This is a genomic window from Azospirillum brasilense, from assembly GCF_022023855.1.
Taxonomy (GTDB): Bacteria; Pseudomonadota; Alphaproteobacteria; order Azospirillales; family Azospirillaceae; genus Azospirillum; species Azospirillum brasilense_F.
On sequence record NZ_CP059454.1, the window covers coordinates 51,784 to 67,088 of the forward strand.

Here is a 15,305-nt window from a genome sequence, read left to right on the forward strand (position 1 = left end):
CAACCATTGAAGGCGGTCACCGTTCTGCTCCATGCCGAAAGCTGGACCGGGAACGGACGGCCTTAAGGGTGTTGAAAACAAGGGTTCCTCATGCGCATCGCGATGATCGGTACGGGCTATGTCGGGCTGGTGTCCGGCGCCTGCTTTTCGGAATTCGGCGTCCACGTCACCTGCGTCGACAAGGACGCCGGCAAGATCGAGCGCCTGAAGCGTGGTGAGATCCCGATCTATGAACCCGGCCTGGATGAACTGGTCGCGCGCAACGTCGCCGCCGGACGTCTTTCCTTCACGCTCGATCTGAAGGAAGCCATGGCCGGCGTGGACGCCGTGTTCATCGCGGTGGGCACCCCGACCCGGCGCGGCGATGGCCATGCCGATCTCTCCTACGTCTACGCCGCCGCCGAGGAGATCGCCGCCAACCTCGACCACTACACCGTGGTGGTGAACAAGTCGACCGTCCCGGTCGGGACGGGCCGCGAGGTCCAGGCGATCATCCGCCGCACCAACCCTGGCGCCGACTTCGACGTGGCGAGCAATCCGGAGTTCCTGCGCGAAGGCTCGGCCATCGGCGACTTCATGCGCCCCGACCGCGTGGTCATCGGCACCAGCTCGGAGCGCGCCGCCGAGGTAATGCGCCGCCTCTACCGCCCGCTCTATCTGATCGAGACGCCCATTGTCCTGACCTCGCTGGAGACGGCGGAGCTGACCAAATACGCCGCCAACACCTTCCTGGCCGCCAAAATCACCTTCATCAACGAAATCGCCGACCTGTGCGAGAAGGTGGGCGCCAACGTCCATGACGTGGCCCGCGGCATCGGGCTGGACGGGCGCATCGGCAAGAAGTTCCTACACCCCGGTCCGGGTTATGGCGGCTCCTGCTTCCCCAAGGACACGCTGGCCCTGGTGCGCACCGCCCAGCAGGTGGGCAGCCCGCTGCGCATCATCGAGACGGTGGTCGACATCAACGACAAGCGCAAGAAGCAGATGGCCGAGCGTATCATCGCCGCCTGCGGCGGGTCGGTGGCCGGCAAGACGATCGGCGTTCTGGGCGTTACCTTCAAGCCCAACACCGACGACATGCGTGATGCCCCGTCACTGGACATCGTCCCGGCACTGCAGGCCGCCGGTGCCACCGTGCGCGCCTATGATCCCGCCGGCATGCACGAGGCCGAGAAGCTGCTGCCCGGCGTGGTCTGGGCGAAGGACGCCTACGGCGCCCTGGACGGAGCCGACTGCGTCGCCATCCTGACGGAATGGAACGAGTTCCGCGCGCTGGATCTGAAGCGGGTCAAGGCCCTGCTGAAACGGCCAGTCATGGTCGATCTGCGCAACGTCTACAATCCGGGGGACATGGCGGCTGCCGGCTTCGCCTACTCCTCCATCGGACGGCCCACCGCACTGTCCCAGAACGTCTGAAGCGATCCGGTCCAAGGAGAACTGTCGAGACCATGAGCGAAGCCCATATTTTTCACCCGACCGTGCTGCGCGAATACGACATCCGCGGCATTGTCGGCAGCACCCTGACCGCGGCGGACGCCCGCGCGGTCGGACGGGCCTTCGGCACCGTGGTCGCCCGCGGCGGTGGGAAGACCGTCTGCGTCGGCTACGATGGCCGGCTCTCCTCGCCGGAGCTGGAAGCCGCCATGGTGGAGGGCCTGGTCGCCTGCGGCCTGCATGTGCTGCGCATCGGGCTCGGCCCCACCCCAATGCTGTATTTCGCCACCCGCGACCGCGAGGCGGCGGCCGGCATCATGATCACCGGTTCGCACAACCCGCCGGACTACAACGGCATCAAGATGATGCTGGGCAAGGGTCCGGTCTATGGCCAGCAGATCCTCGACATCGGCACCATCGCGTCGAAGGCTGACTACGTCTCCGGCGAAGGGTCGTCGGAACAGCTCGATATCAAGGACGCCTATGTGGAGCGCCTGCTGCGCGACTATGACGGCACCCGCGACCTGACCATCGCCTGGGACGCCGGCAACGGCGCCTCTGGAGAGATCCTGCGCCGCCTGACCGCGAAGCTGCCGGGCAAGCACGTCCTGCTGTTCGACGAGATCGACGGCAACTTCCCCAACCACCATCCGGACCCGACGGTCGAGAAGAACCTCGTCGACCTGAAGGCGGCGGTGGCGGAGCATGGCTGCGACATCGGCATCGGCTTCGACGGCGACGGCGACCGCATCGGCGCCATCGACCATCTGGGCCGCGTGGTGTGGGGCGACCAGCTCGTGGCGATCTACGCCGCCGACGTGCTGAAGAGCCACCCCGGCGCGACGATCATCGCCGACGTGAAGGCCAGCCAGACGCTGTTCGACGAGATTGCCCGGCTCGGCGGCAACCCGCTGATGTGGAAGACCGGCCATTCGCTGCTGAAGGCGAAGATGGCCGAAACCGGCTCGCCGCTGGCCGGCGAGATGTCGGGCCACATCTTCTTCGCCGACAAATGGTATGGCTTCGACGACGCGCTCTACTGCGCGGTGCGTCTGATCGGTCTGGTCAGCAAGCTGAACCAGCCGCTGTCGGAACTGCGCGACCGCCTGCCGGACGTGGTGAACACCCCGGAAACCCGCTTCCAGGTGAGCGAGGAGCGCAAGTTCCAGGTCGTCCAGGAGGTCAAGGCCCGCCTGAAGGCCGAGGGTGCAGACGTCAACGACATCGATGGCGTGCGCGTCAAGACGGCGGACGGCTGGTGGTTGCTGCGCGCCTCCAACACCCAGGACGTGCTGGTGGCCCGCGCGGAGTCCGGCACGCCCGAAGGGCTGGAGCGGCTGAAGGGCATGGTCGTGGCGCAGTTGGAAGCCTCCGGCCTCCAGGCCCCGTCCTTCGAGGGCGGCGGCAGCGCCCACTGATCGGCCGAAATCAAAAAGGCCCTTCCCTGCGGATGCGGGGAAGGGCCTTTTTCTTTGCCTGGGTTCCGACAATGCCGGTGAGAATTCTCACCGCTTCGCGTGAGGAAAAGGATCGGTGAGAATTCTCACCGGCTCCGGTCAGTTTTCCTCACCGTCCAGAATGGCGTCGATGGAACGGCGCAGGTCGCGCAGGACCTCGCGGTCCACATCCCCCAGCCGCTTCGGCTTCTCCTGGAAAGCGTACAGGGCCTCGCGCGTGCGTAGGATGTTGCGGGAGACGCGCAGGCTGAAGGCGCTCAGGACCGCCTCCGGCTCGTCCCGCGCCCCCGGCGTCGCGGCGACGGGGGCGCGGGGTTCAGGCTGGGGCTGGTCGTCAGCCAAGCGGTCGAGCAGGCGCATCTGCTCCTCCGCGTCGTCGAGCGCGGCGATCTGGTAGAGCCTGTAACGGGCGACCTTCCTCTCCGCACTTTCACAGCGTTCCCTTACCGCCGGGGCGACCCGGGTCAGCCCAAGGGTCCGGGTGATCTCCGCCTTGTCGCGCCCCATGATCTGGCCGAGATCGGCGTGGGAATAGCCATGCTTCTCCACGAGCGCCACGAAGGCGTCGGCCTCTTCGAAGGGCGTCAGATCGGCGCGCAGGACGTTCTCCACCACCGCCACCTCGGCGGTGTCGATGCCCTCCGGCACGAGGATGCAGGGCACCGTCTGCTGGCCGAGCGCGCGGACCGCGCGCAGGCGCCGCTCCCCGAAGACGAGCTGGAAGCGGCTCGGCCCCAGCTCCCGCACGCCGATCGGCTGCTGCAGGCCGTATTTGCGGATGGAGTCCGTCAGGGCGGCCAGTTCCGCCTCGTCGAAGCGGCGGCGCGGCTGGTCGGGGTTGGCCTCGATCCAGTCCACGTCGGGATAGACGAGACGCACACCCTGTTCCGGCTCCGCGAAGACGGCGAGCGCGCCGCGGCTCATAGCGTTCAGCCGGGCAAGGTTCCCGGTTCCGAGTTTACGCGACATTGGCCACCTCCACGCGCTTGCGCCGCTCCACGACGATGGCGTCGGCGAGCGCCCGGTAGGACGAGGCGCCCGGTGCGTCCGGCACCGCCTCCAGGGCGGCGCGTCCGGCAAGGGCGGCGTCGCCGTAGATCGTCGCCCGCGGCACCGGCGGGAAGATGCGCAGCGTGCCGCCCAGCGCGCTGTGGAGTTGTTCCAGGGTCACCTGATGCTGGTTCAGCCGGGCGTTGTGCATGGTCGGCAGGATGCCCAGGACGGCGAGGCTGGGGTGGCAGCGCCGCTTCAGCTTGTTGATCGTCTTCAGCAGATGATTCACGCCGATGGAGGACAGATACTCGGTCTGGCAGGGGATGACGATGAGGTCCGACGCCACCAGCCCGTTGGCGGTGCATTGGCCCAGGTTCGGCGGGCAGTCGATGAAGATGAAGTCATAGGCCGACCGCGCGTCCTGAAGCCGTTCCCGCAGGGCCATGGGGCCGCTGGGGTCGGCGGTCAGCTCCACCTCGACCGACGCCAGTTCGATGCTCGACGGGGCAATCTCCAGCCCGATGTCGCCGACCGGGACGACGATGTCCTCGACGGCGACCTCCTCACGCAGCACGTGGGCAAGCGACTTGCGCCGGCCCTCCTCGTACTCGATCAGGTCGATGCCGAGATGCGCCGTGGCGTTGGCCTGCGGGTCGGCGTCAATGATGAGCACGCGGTAGCCCTCGCGGGCCAGGATGCTGGCGGTGTTCACCGTGCAGGTGGTCTTTCCGACCCCGCCCTTCTGGTTGGCGAGGCAGATGACCAGCGCCGGGCCATGCTTGCCGTCCACCACCGCCGTCTCCTTCAGGAGGAAGCGGACCACCGCGTCGGGGATCTTCTCGCTGTTGCTTTCCCAGCGGGAGATCTTGGACCGGTCGTAGCGCCGCTCCAGCCGCTCGTTCAGCCAGGCCGCGAAATCCGGCTGTGAAAGTTTGCGCTCCTCGCGCAGGAGCCTCATGTCTTCGCCACGCAACGTCAACCTCCACAGCGAATGCGCTTGCCGTGTTCAACCGATACGATGGACGCCCGAATCGGTCAAGGTTGACGGTCACCCCCGTTGCATCAACAGCCGGCATCAACAGGAAAAAGCCGGCCCAGGGGAGGGCATCCCCCGGACCGGCGCGTTTCGCACGACCTCAGCTTACAGGTTGATGAAGGCGATGTAGTTCTGGTCGCCCATGGTGCCGGTGGTGGTGGTCAGGGCACCCACAGCCTTGCCGGTGAAGGTCATGCTGGCGTCGATGGTGCCGTTGCCGTCGATGTCGCAATGGACCGTCGCGCCCTTGTAGCCTTCGGCCCCGCCCATCTCTTCCCAGGAGAGCTTGGAGACGCCCTCCTGGTAGCCCCACATCGTGGCCCACTCGCCCTGCTCCAGGTCGGTGACGGTGGACCAGGTGGTCTCGGTGCCGCGGCCGTCGACGAAGAAGGTGTCCTTGCCCGAACCGCCGATCAGCCAGTTGGAGCCCGAGCCGCCGTCCAGCACGTCGTCACCGGCCCCGCCCCAGGCCGCGTCGTCGCCGCCCAGCAGGTTGATGAAGTCGTTGCCGTCCGACCCGCCCAGCACCTCGCTGCGGGAGTCGCCCAGGAAGGTCCACTGCAGGGTGGAGACCGGCCCCTCGTAGGCGTAGGCCTTCACGTCCTCGGTCACGCCGTCCACGATGCGCTGCATGGCGGCGGAAGGGCGGTCGTCCACCGGCGGGGTGGTGGTCGGCGGCTCCGTCGTGGGGGGCGTCGTGGTCGGCGGTTCCGTGGTGGGAGGCTCGGTCGTCGGCGGGATGGTGGTCGGCGGTTCGGTGGTGGGCGGCGCGTCGATCAGCGTGACGGTGTCGCCGTTGAGCTGGAACTGCCCGGCGGTGAAGCTGCCGACGAAGCGCAGGGTCACGTCGGCGCCCGCCGTGGCGTCGGTGCCGATGCGCAGGAAGGTGACGCCATCCACCGTCTCCGCCTGCACCTGCCCGGCGCCGAGCTGGCTGCCGTTGCCGGCGGTGGCCGTCCCGGTCATGGCCGTGCCGGTGATGGTGAAGGCGTCGCCCACCACGGCCCCGGTCACCCCGCTGGTAAAGTTGCTGGCCTGGGCGGTGGTCATCGTCACCGTGTGGCGGACGCTGCCGACCAGATCGAGGTTTTCCACGCTGGTCAGGGTCATGCCGGAGATGTCGATCTGCGGCGTCGCCGTGGTGATCTTGCCTTCCGGATCGGTCACGTTGTCGGAGCTGACGCGCAACGTGTCGGTGCCGGTGCCGCCGTCGTAGGAGACCGTGCCGGCGTCGCCCTGCGCGGCGATGATGAAGGTGTCGTTGCCGGCGCCGCCCTCGATGACGTCGGCCTCGTTCAGGTCGCCGTGCTCGCCGCTGTAGAAGACGTCATCACCGTCGCCGCCGATCATCGTGTCGGCGTCCCAGTCGCCGACCAACGTGTCGTTGCCGGCCCCACCCATCAGGCTGTCCTTGCCGCCGCCGCCGACCAGCAGGTCGTCGCCGTCGTCGCCATAGAGCATGTCGTCGTCGGCGCGCCCGAAGATCTGGTCGTTGCCGGCCCCGCCATGGACGGTGTCGTTGCCGTTGCCGCTCTCCAGCGTGTCGTTGCCGGCCCCGCCGGTCACCAGATCGGCGCCGTCATGGGCCCAGAACCACACGGGGTCGTTCCCGGCCACCATGGTGTCGTCGAAGTTGGAGCCGACCCAGCGCTCAATGTCGATGAAGGTGTCGCCCGCGGCGTCACCCGTGCTGTTGCTCGGGTTCAGCAAGTCCAGCACGAGGCCGGAGGTCGCGGTCTCGTAGGACGCCTCGTCGAAGCCGGCCCCGCCGTCCAGCAGGTCGGCACCCGCACCGCCAATCAGCGTGTCGTTGCCGCCGCCGCCAATCAGCGTGTCGTTGCCAGCCCCGCCTTCGATCACATCCGGCTCGTCATCGCTGGTCAGCAGGTCGGGACCCGCCGTCGTGGTGCCGGTCACGGCCAGGACATGGGTCCAGCCCTCAACCGCCGCGAAGGGGGAGGGGGCGCCGACCGGCGCGGTGCTCAGATCAAGCGTCCAGGAAGCGCCCTGAGCCGCCGGACCGACCAGACCCGAGGAGGCCGCGACCGCGGCGCCCGTGGTGGCGGCCAACCGGTCGAGGAGGAGACGGCCCTCGGCACCCGCACCGGCATGGCAGGCGTGGATATGGATCTCGGTGCCGCGCGCATCCGGCCAGGAGCGGTCGAGCAGCGACCGCGCGTCCAGCGGCTGGGCGCCCAGCAGGATCCGTCCCGGCTCGCCATGGGCGACCAGATGCAGGACGGACGGGCGCGCGGCGAGCGCGGCGGCCAGAACGGCATGGGCATCGTCGACGGCGGAGACGAGCATGACCTGGACGTCGGGATGGCGGTGGCTGAGCAGCCCGTCGAGATCCTCAAGTCCAGCGTCCGCGATGATGACTTCGTTCAAGGGAAACTCTCCGTGCATTCTGTGGTGATCGCTGGGGCGCCCGGTCGCATCGTTCGCGTTTACGGGAGGTTCGCGGATACGGGGAAGCGCGACACACAATCACATGCGCTTTCGGAGAGCCTTTTCGCAATTGCCCAAGAAGAAATAACACGTACTCATCAACGGAACATAGTTGTTGGGTTATCTTGATTGATAACGGGAAACTCAATGATCCTATGAACTGTCATTGTCCTATGAGGAAAAGGAACGAAAACTATACATCAAGAGCGAATGCAGGGAAAACAGGCGATGTCATCACAATCTTTAGAAGGGGTAGCCCTCCTGCCGATGGGCTGCCTCAAATGGCGGCGGCGAACGAGAAACGGCCTGGGGAACACTCCCCAGGCCGTTTTTTCCGCTCGGTGCCTCAGATCACGAACCGCGCCGGATCACAGGCTGATGAAAGCGATGTAGTTCTGGTCACCCATGGTGCCGGTGGTGGTGGTCATGGCGCCCACGGCCTTGCCGGCGAAGGTCATGCTGGCGTCGATGGTGCCATTGCCATCGATGTCACAGTGGACCGTCGCGCCCTTGTAGCCTTCGGCACCGTCCATCTCCTCCCAGCGCAGGGTGGAGACGCCTTCCTTGTAGCCCCAGAGGGTGGACCACTCGCCCTGCTCCAGGTCGGTGACGGTGGACCAGGTGATCTCGGTGCCGCGGCCGTCGACGAAGAAGGTGTCCTTGCCCGAACCGCCGATCAGCCAGTTGGAGCCCGAGCCGCCGTCCAGCACGTCGTCCCCGGCCCCGCCCGCCGCCGCGTCGTCGCCGCCCAGCAGGTTCAGGAAGTCGTTGCCGTCCGACCCGCCTAGCACTTCGCCACGGGAGTCGCCCAGGAAGGTCCACTGCAGGGTGGAGACCGGCCCCTCGTAGGCGTAGGCCTTCACGTCCTCGGTCACGCCGTCCACGATGCGCTGCATGGCGGTCGAAGGACGGTCGTCCACCGGCGGGGTGGTGGTCGGCGGTTCCGTGGTGGGAGGCGTCGTGGTCGGCGGTTCAGTGGTGGGCGGCTCGGTCGTCGGCGGGGTCGAGGGGGTTCCGCTCAGGGTGATCCCGCTGCCGTTGACCTGGAACTGGTCCGCCGTAAAGCCACCGGCGAAGCGCAGCGTCACGTCGGCGCCCGCGGTGGCATCGGTACCGATGTGCAGCAGGGTAACGCCGTTCACCGTCTCGGCCTGGACCTGCCCGGCGGTGAGCTGGCTGCCGTTGCCGGCGGTGACCGCGCCCGCCATGGCCGTTCCGGCGATGGTGAAGACATCGCCGCCGGTGGCGCCGGTGATGCTGGCGAAGCCGTTGGCCTGGGCGACGCTCATCGTCACCGCATGGCGGACGCTGCCGACCAGTTCCAACCTCTCCACGCTGGTCAGAGTCATGCCGGAGATGTCGATCTGCGGCGTCGCCGTGGTGATCTTGTTCTCCGGATCGGCCACGTTGTCGGAGCTGATGCGCAGCGTGTCGGTGCCCTCGCCGCCATCGTAGGAGACCGTGCCGGCGTCGCTCTGCGCGGCGATGATGAAGGTGTCGTTGCCGGCCCCACCCTGGATGATGTCGGCTTCCGGCAGGGGATCGTGCGCGCCGCTGTAGAAGACGTCGTCGCCGTCACCGCCGATCATCGTGTCGACGCCCCAGTCGCCGATCAGCGTGTCGTTGCCGGTGCCGCCATCGAGCAGGTCGTTGCCGCCGCCGCCGGCCAGCAGGTCGTTGCCGGCCTCGCCATACAGCATGTCGTCGTCGGCCCGCCCGAAGGCCCGGTCGTCGCCGCCGCCGCCGTAGATCGTGTCGTTGCCGATGCCGCTTTCCATCGTGTCGTTGCCGGCGCCGCCGATCTCGACATCGTTGCCGCCATGGCCCCAGAACCAGACGCCGTCGTCGTTGCCGACCAGCCGGTCGTCGAACTCGCTGCCGATCCAGCGCTCGATGTTGGTGAAGGTGTCGCCCGCGGCATCGCCCGTGCTGTTCGCCGGGTTGCGCAGATCCAGCACGACGCCCGCGGTGGCGTTCGCGTAGGTCACCTCGTCGAAGCCGTCGCCGCCGTCGAACACGTCGGCTCCGGCGCCGCCTTCCATGGTGTCATGGCCGATGCCGCCGATCAGCGTGTCGTTGCCATCGCCGCCATACATCAGATCGTTGCCCTGGCCGCCGTCCATGCTGTCGTCGCCGGCGCCCCCGTACATGGTGTCGGCATCCCCTTCACCAAACAGGGTGTCGTTGCCGGCGCCGCCATCGAGCATATCGTTGCCCCAGCCGCCGTAGATCAGGTCGTTGCCGTCCTCGCCATAGAGCACGTCGTTGTCGGCACGGCTGTAGATCTGGTCGTCGCCGGCGCCGCCATAGACGGTGTCGTTGCCGTCGCCGCTCTCCATGGTGTCGTTGCCGGCGCCGCCGATCTCCACGTCATCGCCCGCGTGACCCCAGAACCACACGGGGTCGCTGCCGGCCACCATGGTGTCGTTGTAGTTGGAGCCGATCCAGCGCTCGATGCCCGTGAAGGTGTCGCCCGCGGCGTCGCCCGTGCTGTTCGCCGGGTTGCCGATGTCGATGACCATGCCGAAGGTCGCGTTCTCGTAGGTGACGACGTCGAAGCCGTCGCCGCCGTCGAACACGTCAGCCCCGGCACCACCGTCCATGGTGTCGTGGCCGCCCCCGCCGATCAGCGTGTCGTTGCCGCCGTTGCCGATCAGAATGTCGTTGCCCGCTCCGCCGTTGATGTTGTCCGCCGCGTCATCGCTGGTCAGCGTGTCGTTGCCGTCGGTCGGCGTGCCGGTGACGGCCAGCTCATGGGCCCAGCCGTTCGCCCCGGCGCCCTCGACCCCGGCGAAGGGGGAGGGGGTAAAGACGGGCGCTGTGCGCACATCGAGCTTCCAGGACGCGCCGCGCACCGCCGGGCCGACCGGCCCCGAAGAGGCCGCAACCACGGCGCCCGTGGCGGCGGACAGACGGTCGAGAAGGAGCCGGCCCGCCTCGCCCGCGCCGGCATGGCAGGCGTGGATGTGAATCTCGGTACCGCGTGCATCCGGCCAGGAGCGGTCGAGCAGCGAGCGCGCGTCCAGCGGCTGGGCACCCAGCAGGACCCGCCCCGGCTCGCCATGGGCGACCAGATGCAGGACGGACGGGCGCGCGGCGAGCGCGGCGGCGAGAACGGCATGGCCATCCTCGGCGGAGGAAACGAGCGTAACCTGAACGTCGGGACGGCGGTGGCTGAGCAGTGCGTCGAGATCCTCAAGCCCAGCGTCCGCGATGATGACTTCGTTCAAGGGGAACTCTCCGTAAATTTTGTTGTGATCGTTGGGATGCCCGAGCGCCCCACCCGCGTATATGGCAAAGCGTGCGACTTCCTATGACATGAATTTCCAAGGTGTACTCCTGCAACTGCCTAATAAGTAATAACTCCTACTACTCGCATGAAACGCCAATTCTATTGATATTCATTCCATACGGAGGCCTTCTTCAGAACCATCACTTTAGGACAACTTAAGTCCTTTGGATGGATTGAAGTCCCGTGCGGTGAAGGATGGGCGCAATCGATATTGCCACGATGTATTTCGAAGCTTTGACGGGCGGCGGCGGTGACGCGGATGCGCTGCCCTCTCCTTCGCGCTAAGCCCCCCGCCCAGGCCACCGCCTTATGCGCCTTCAGGGCTCTCGTGATACTTATCTCGCAGATCACTGCCGTGCTTCATCGCAACACATGCAAGGTTGCCGAGACGTGGATCGCCGCATCGGTTCCATGAACGGTTGTCGCTCCGGCTTTATGAGCGGACTCTCGTGGTTTTCGGCCATTTCGGCCCGTCTTCCGGCTTCAAGACCGAACTTTTCTCCGGCTTTATTTATGAGCCGACTCCCACCCATCCCCATCCTCGCGCCCACCTTGTGAGCGACGCCGGCTGGCGCGTCAGGCTGTTCAAATGGATTGTACAGGCGGCCAAACGATCGTTTTCTCAAAACGGATTGAACTGTACAGTGGGGCAGTTTTTCCGCTTTCATGAACGGACTCCATGGCCCTCATCGGCTACGCCCGCGTTTCCACCGAAGACCAAGCCACCTTCAGCCAGCTCGACGAGCTGAAAGCCGCCGGCTGCTCGGTGATCTTCGAGGAAAAGGCATCGGGCGCCAGCCGGGCACGCCCGGAACTCGCCAAGGCCGTCGCCCAGGTGAAGCGCGGTGACATCCTGGTCGTGGCGCGCATCGACCGGCTGGCCCGTTCGCTCTCCCACCTGCTCGACGTGATCGAGGGGCTGGAGGCGGTCGGCGCCCACTTCAAGTCGCTGCGCGACCCGATCGACACCTCCACACCGCAGGGCAAGTTCGCCCTCCAGGTGCTGGGCGCCGCGGCGGAGTTGGAGCGCGCGTTGATCCGTGAGCGCACCAAGGCCGGATTGCGGGCGGCCAAGGCGCGTGGGCGGGTGGGAGGCAATCCCGCCCTCAAGCGCCGCGATCCCGACGCCATTGCGACGCTCTCCGCCATCCGCGACCGGCAATATGTGGCCGATCTGTTGGCAAGCATGGAGGCTTGGCTGCCCAAGGTGCGCTCCATGCGCCCGGGGAACTCCTGGGGCAAAGTGGCCAAGACGCTCGGCCGGCTTGGCTCGCCCGACCGGCCCTGGACCGCCGACCGGCTGTCGCGGGCGGTCCACCGCCTTGTCGCGGAAGGCTTGGCCGAACCGGACCTGATCGCGCCGGCACCGCGCAAGCCGCCCAAGGACGACCTCCTGCTGGTCATCGCCGGCATCAAGGGGGCTGACCCGACCATCAGCCTGCGCGCGATCGCCGCGCGCTTGGAGGAAATGCACATCCGCACGCCGCGCCGTGGCACGATCTGGTCGGCGTCTTCGGTCAAAGCGCTGCTTGACCGCGCTGAGCGGTTCGGACTGATCATCCCAGTGGCCGAGGGGAGGCGGGCTCGTCGCCGAGCACCTGACGCGCCAAGCGCCCCAAAAGCTTGATCGGTCCTTGGCATCGAGCCGGCACGAGGCTTGCCAAACCGGACCGCGGAGAATGTCTTCGGCCATCCGCCGGTAGACGAAGGCCGGACGCAAACCGAAACCAGGGATCCTAGTTTCGGCGAAGGACATTCGTCGCGGTTCTTCACACGTTTGGCAAGTGTTTCTTGAACTATCCCACAGAGTTCCTCAAAAAAAACAAAGCATTAACTAATACCGCTAGCATTTAAAACATAGCATGTAACGAAAAAAGTAATTCAAAGAGACAAGCTGTATCTAGTATCTATACCTCATTTATTATTAATAAATTCACTTTTAAAAAACATAGCAAGACATAATAGTGCTATGGCCTAACATAAATCTGCTTCTTGGACACATCTATCATCCGTAAATATCAGATTTACTGATTTTAGTTATATAACAATCAATGGGCTTAGAGATAAAATTTTATTACCAAGTGGCAATACTTCACTTCGTGCGGCGAGCGCGGCCTGCGCTGCGGTGAGCTCGGCATCCCGTGCGGCGAGTGCGGCCTGCGCTCCGGTGAGCTCGGCGCCCTGCGCGGCGAGTGCGGCTTGCGCTCCGGTGAGTTCGGCATCCCGTGCGGCGAGCGCGGCTTGCGCTCCGGTGAGCTCAGCGCCCTGCGCGGCGAGCGCGGCCTGCGCTCCGGTGAGTTCGGCATCCCGTGCGGCGAGTGCGGCCTGCGCTCCGGTGAGCTCAGCGCCCTGCGCGGCGAGTGCGGCTTGCGCTCCGGTGAGTTCGGCATCCCGTGCGGCGAGCGCGGCTTGCGCTCCGGTGAGTTCGGCATCCCGTGCGGCGAGCGCGGCTTGCGCTCCGGTGAGCTCAGCGCCCTGCGCGGCGAGCGCGGCCTGCGCTCCGGTGAGTTCGGCATCCCGTGCGGCGAGTGCGGCCTGCGCTCCGGTGAGCTCAGCGCCCTGCGCGGCGAGCGCGGCCTGCGCTCCGGTGAGCTCGGCATCCCGTGCGGCGAGTGCGGCCTGCGCTCCGGTGAGCTCGGCGCCCTGCGCGGCCAGTGCGGCCTGCGCTCCGGTGAGCTCGGCGCCCTGCGCGGCGAGTGCGGCTTGCGCTGCGGTGAGTTCGGCATCCCGTGCGGCGAGTGCGGCTTGCGCTGCGGTGAGCTCGGCATCCCGTGCGGCGAGCGCGGCCTGCGCTCCGGTGAGTTCGGCATCCCGTGCGGCGAGTGCGGCCTGCGCTGCGGTGAGTTCGGCATCCCGTGCGGCGAGTGCGGCCTGCGCTGCGGTGAGCTCGGCGCCCTGCGCGGCGAGCGCGGCCTGCGCTCCGGTGAGCTCAGCGCCCTGCGCGGCGAGTGCGGCTTGCGCTCCGGTGAGCTCGGCATCCCGTGCGGCGAGCGCGGCCTGCGCTCCGGTGAGCTCAGCGCCCTGCGCGGCAACTATAGACTGTGCCTCCTCAAATTTATTTCTAAAATAGTTACCTTTAGTACGTTCAACTACTTTTTCACGAATAATATTTCTATAATGGGAAATCGGAATGCTATTCCTGAAGAAATGCTCGTGCTGCTCGAATTCAGCAGGAAGGGCCGCCGCTTCAAATATCTTGGTAGATGTATGAAGTATGTCCCTTGCCATTTCGTTTTGCGCCTCTATACACGCATGCCTTTCATTCTCGCCAAATGGCGCCAAACAATCCGAAAAAAGAAGCTCCTTTGGTTGATCAATAAATATGATTCTATCGTCTAGTTCTTCAAGGTATTTGTATATCCAGTCAAGCTTTCCATTAATAAAGTTTCTCCTTTCAATATTAAACCACCCATGCTTTCCCCATCCGGTTTCGAAATCCCCAGACTCGTTCAAAAAAAGTTCAACAAAATACTGCCTAATAACAAAAACAGGGACTGAAATATTAAGTCTAGGCAAAATATACAATTCATAAAATTTCTTCAGAGAATCACGCAAAAGAATGTCATGAAATTCAGAAACAGCGTCAATCTCAATGACACCTTCCCCAAAAATCGCCTTATTATCAACGGAGATATGCCAAGAGGTTTGGTTATTATTTGAAATATAGCTGTCATTAATCCGAATGCATCCGGTCGAAATATCACGCAAGAACTCTACAATGAGAGCAGAGTGAAGATTCGACAACAAACGCAATGCTGCAGATTTTGTGCAATCTTCTACAATCTGCCTCGCCAATCCGGAAGGCATCTCTGACGGCAATGACGGCGGAGCTATTGGCTTTGATACAAACGAGATCGTTGATCCACGCCAAATACGATGAGTACGACCAACTGCGTTAAAAAAATCTTCAAACGCATGTATATTGCTACCACCAAGGATAATATAATCAAAACAAAAATTTCTCTCATCTTGACTGATAAAACGATCATCAATTCGCAACTTATCATTGAGCAAACGCTCTTCAGTTTTTTTCCCGGAAATTTTCTTAACAAAAACAGAAAGCGGGCTCTTAATCATAATACGCCTTACTATGTTCTGTGATCGCAGCTAGCCATTTACGCCACGTTGTGAATGTGACCTTAGTCGGTCTTCGAGGCGGCCCAGTACCGCACTTACTCATACAACCAGTATGACATTGGTGGTGTGACCAAACGCAAACAACCTTATACTTTAGAGGGCGCGGAAGAAAGGCTGTGCGCGACCGTTGCCCACGCACCCACCAGCGATGTGCGTTGCGGCCCTTCTGGTCGAAGCAGGCTTCATCTTGGAACCAGGGTTGGAAGTGGTGGGGACTGTCGGGAGTTTCGCGTAGGGACCCACAGGCGAAGGGCCGAAGAAAGCCCCATATGGCATGACGCAAAGCCCCCAGCATTGGGATTGCTCGCTCCTTCGTGGAACAGATCAACAGCGAACTGGACACCAGCCACGATGCCGGTGTTGCCGTAACGGTCAAATTTTCGGGCTGAAAACCCCGGTCAGTGAAGCGTCCGTCACACGGCCCTCTGCTGCAGGCCGCGCTACGCGAGCGGACCTTTTCCGGCCACTCGCTGCGCGCCGCGCCTCTCGACGAAGTGAGCCGGGGGGC

8 protein-coding genes are annotated in these 15,305 nt (G+C 64.6%); 3 read left to right on the forward strand and 5 right to left on the reverse strand.

Annotation, left to right across the window (positions count from 1 at the left end; translation table 11 throughout):
• Positions 1-90 precede the first annotated feature (90 nt).
• Complete coding sequence (locus H1Q64_RS32895) at positions 91-1,416, forward strand: UDP-glucose dehydrogenase family protein (RefSeq protein ID WP_237908283.1); 1,326 nt, start codon at positions 91-93, stop codon at positions 1,414-1,416.
• A gap of 32 nt (positions 1,417-1,448) precedes the next feature.
• On the forward strand, positions 1,449-2,852 hold the full coding sequence (gene pgmG / locus H1Q64_RS32900; RefSeq protein WP_237908284.1) for a phosphoglucomutase/phosphomannomutase PgmG: 1,404 nt from the start codon (positions 1,449-1,451) through the stop codon (positions 2,850-2,852).
• 138 nt (positions 2,853-2,990) lie between these two features.
• On the opposite strand, the gene H1Q64_RS32905 is transcribed toward pgmG, so the two are convergent.
• The 4 genes from H1Q64_RS32905 to H1Q64_RS32930 form a co-directional block, all read right to left on the reverse strand.
• Entirely contained in the window at positions 2,991-3,860 is an 870-nt protein-coding gene (locus H1Q64_RS32905) for a ParB/RepB/Spo0J family partition protein (protein WP_237908285.1), read from the reverse strand.
• On the reverse strand, positions 3,850-4,842 hold the full coding sequence (locus H1Q64_RS32910) for an AAA family ATPase (protein WP_014200331.1): 993 nt from the start codon (positions 4,840-4,842) through the stop codon (positions 3,850-3,852). The genes H1Q64_RS32905 and H1Q64_RS32910 overlap by 11 nt, the downstream gene beginning before the upstream one ends.
• A 183-nt stretch (positions 4,843-5,025) precedes the next feature.
• On the reverse strand, positions 5,026-7,308 hold the full coding sequence (locus tag H1Q64_RS32915) for a DUF4347 domain-containing protein (RefSeq protein ID WP_269145447.1): 2,283 nt from the start codon (positions 7,306-7,308) through the stop codon (positions 5,026-5,028).
• 428 nt (positions 7,309-7,736) lie between these two features.
• On the reverse strand, positions 7,737-10,598 hold the full coding sequence (locus tag H1Q64_RS32930) for a DUF4347 domain-containing protein (protein ID WP_269145448.1): 2,862 nt from the start codon (positions 10,596-10,598) through the stop codon (positions 7,737-7,739).
• A 741-nt stretch (positions 10,599-11,339) separates the two neighbouring features.
• Between H1Q64_RS32930 and H1Q64_RS32945 the strand changes: the two genes are divergently transcribed.
• Positions 11,340-12,287 (forward strand): recombinase family protein, encoded by a 948-nt coding sequence (locus H1Q64_RS32945; RefSeq protein WP_237908286.1) that lies wholly within the window; start codon positions 11,340-11,342, stop codon positions 12,285-12,287.
• 410 nt (positions 12,288-12,697) lie between these two features.
• On the opposite strand, the gene H1Q64_RS32950 is transcribed toward H1Q64_RS32945, so the two are convergent.
• Complete coding sequence (locus H1Q64_RS32950; protein ID WP_237908287.1) at positions 12,698-14,737, reverse strand: hypothetical protein; 2,040 nt, start codon at positions 14,735-14,737, stop codon at positions 12,698-12,700.
• Positions 14,738-15,305 lie beyond the last annotated feature (568 nt).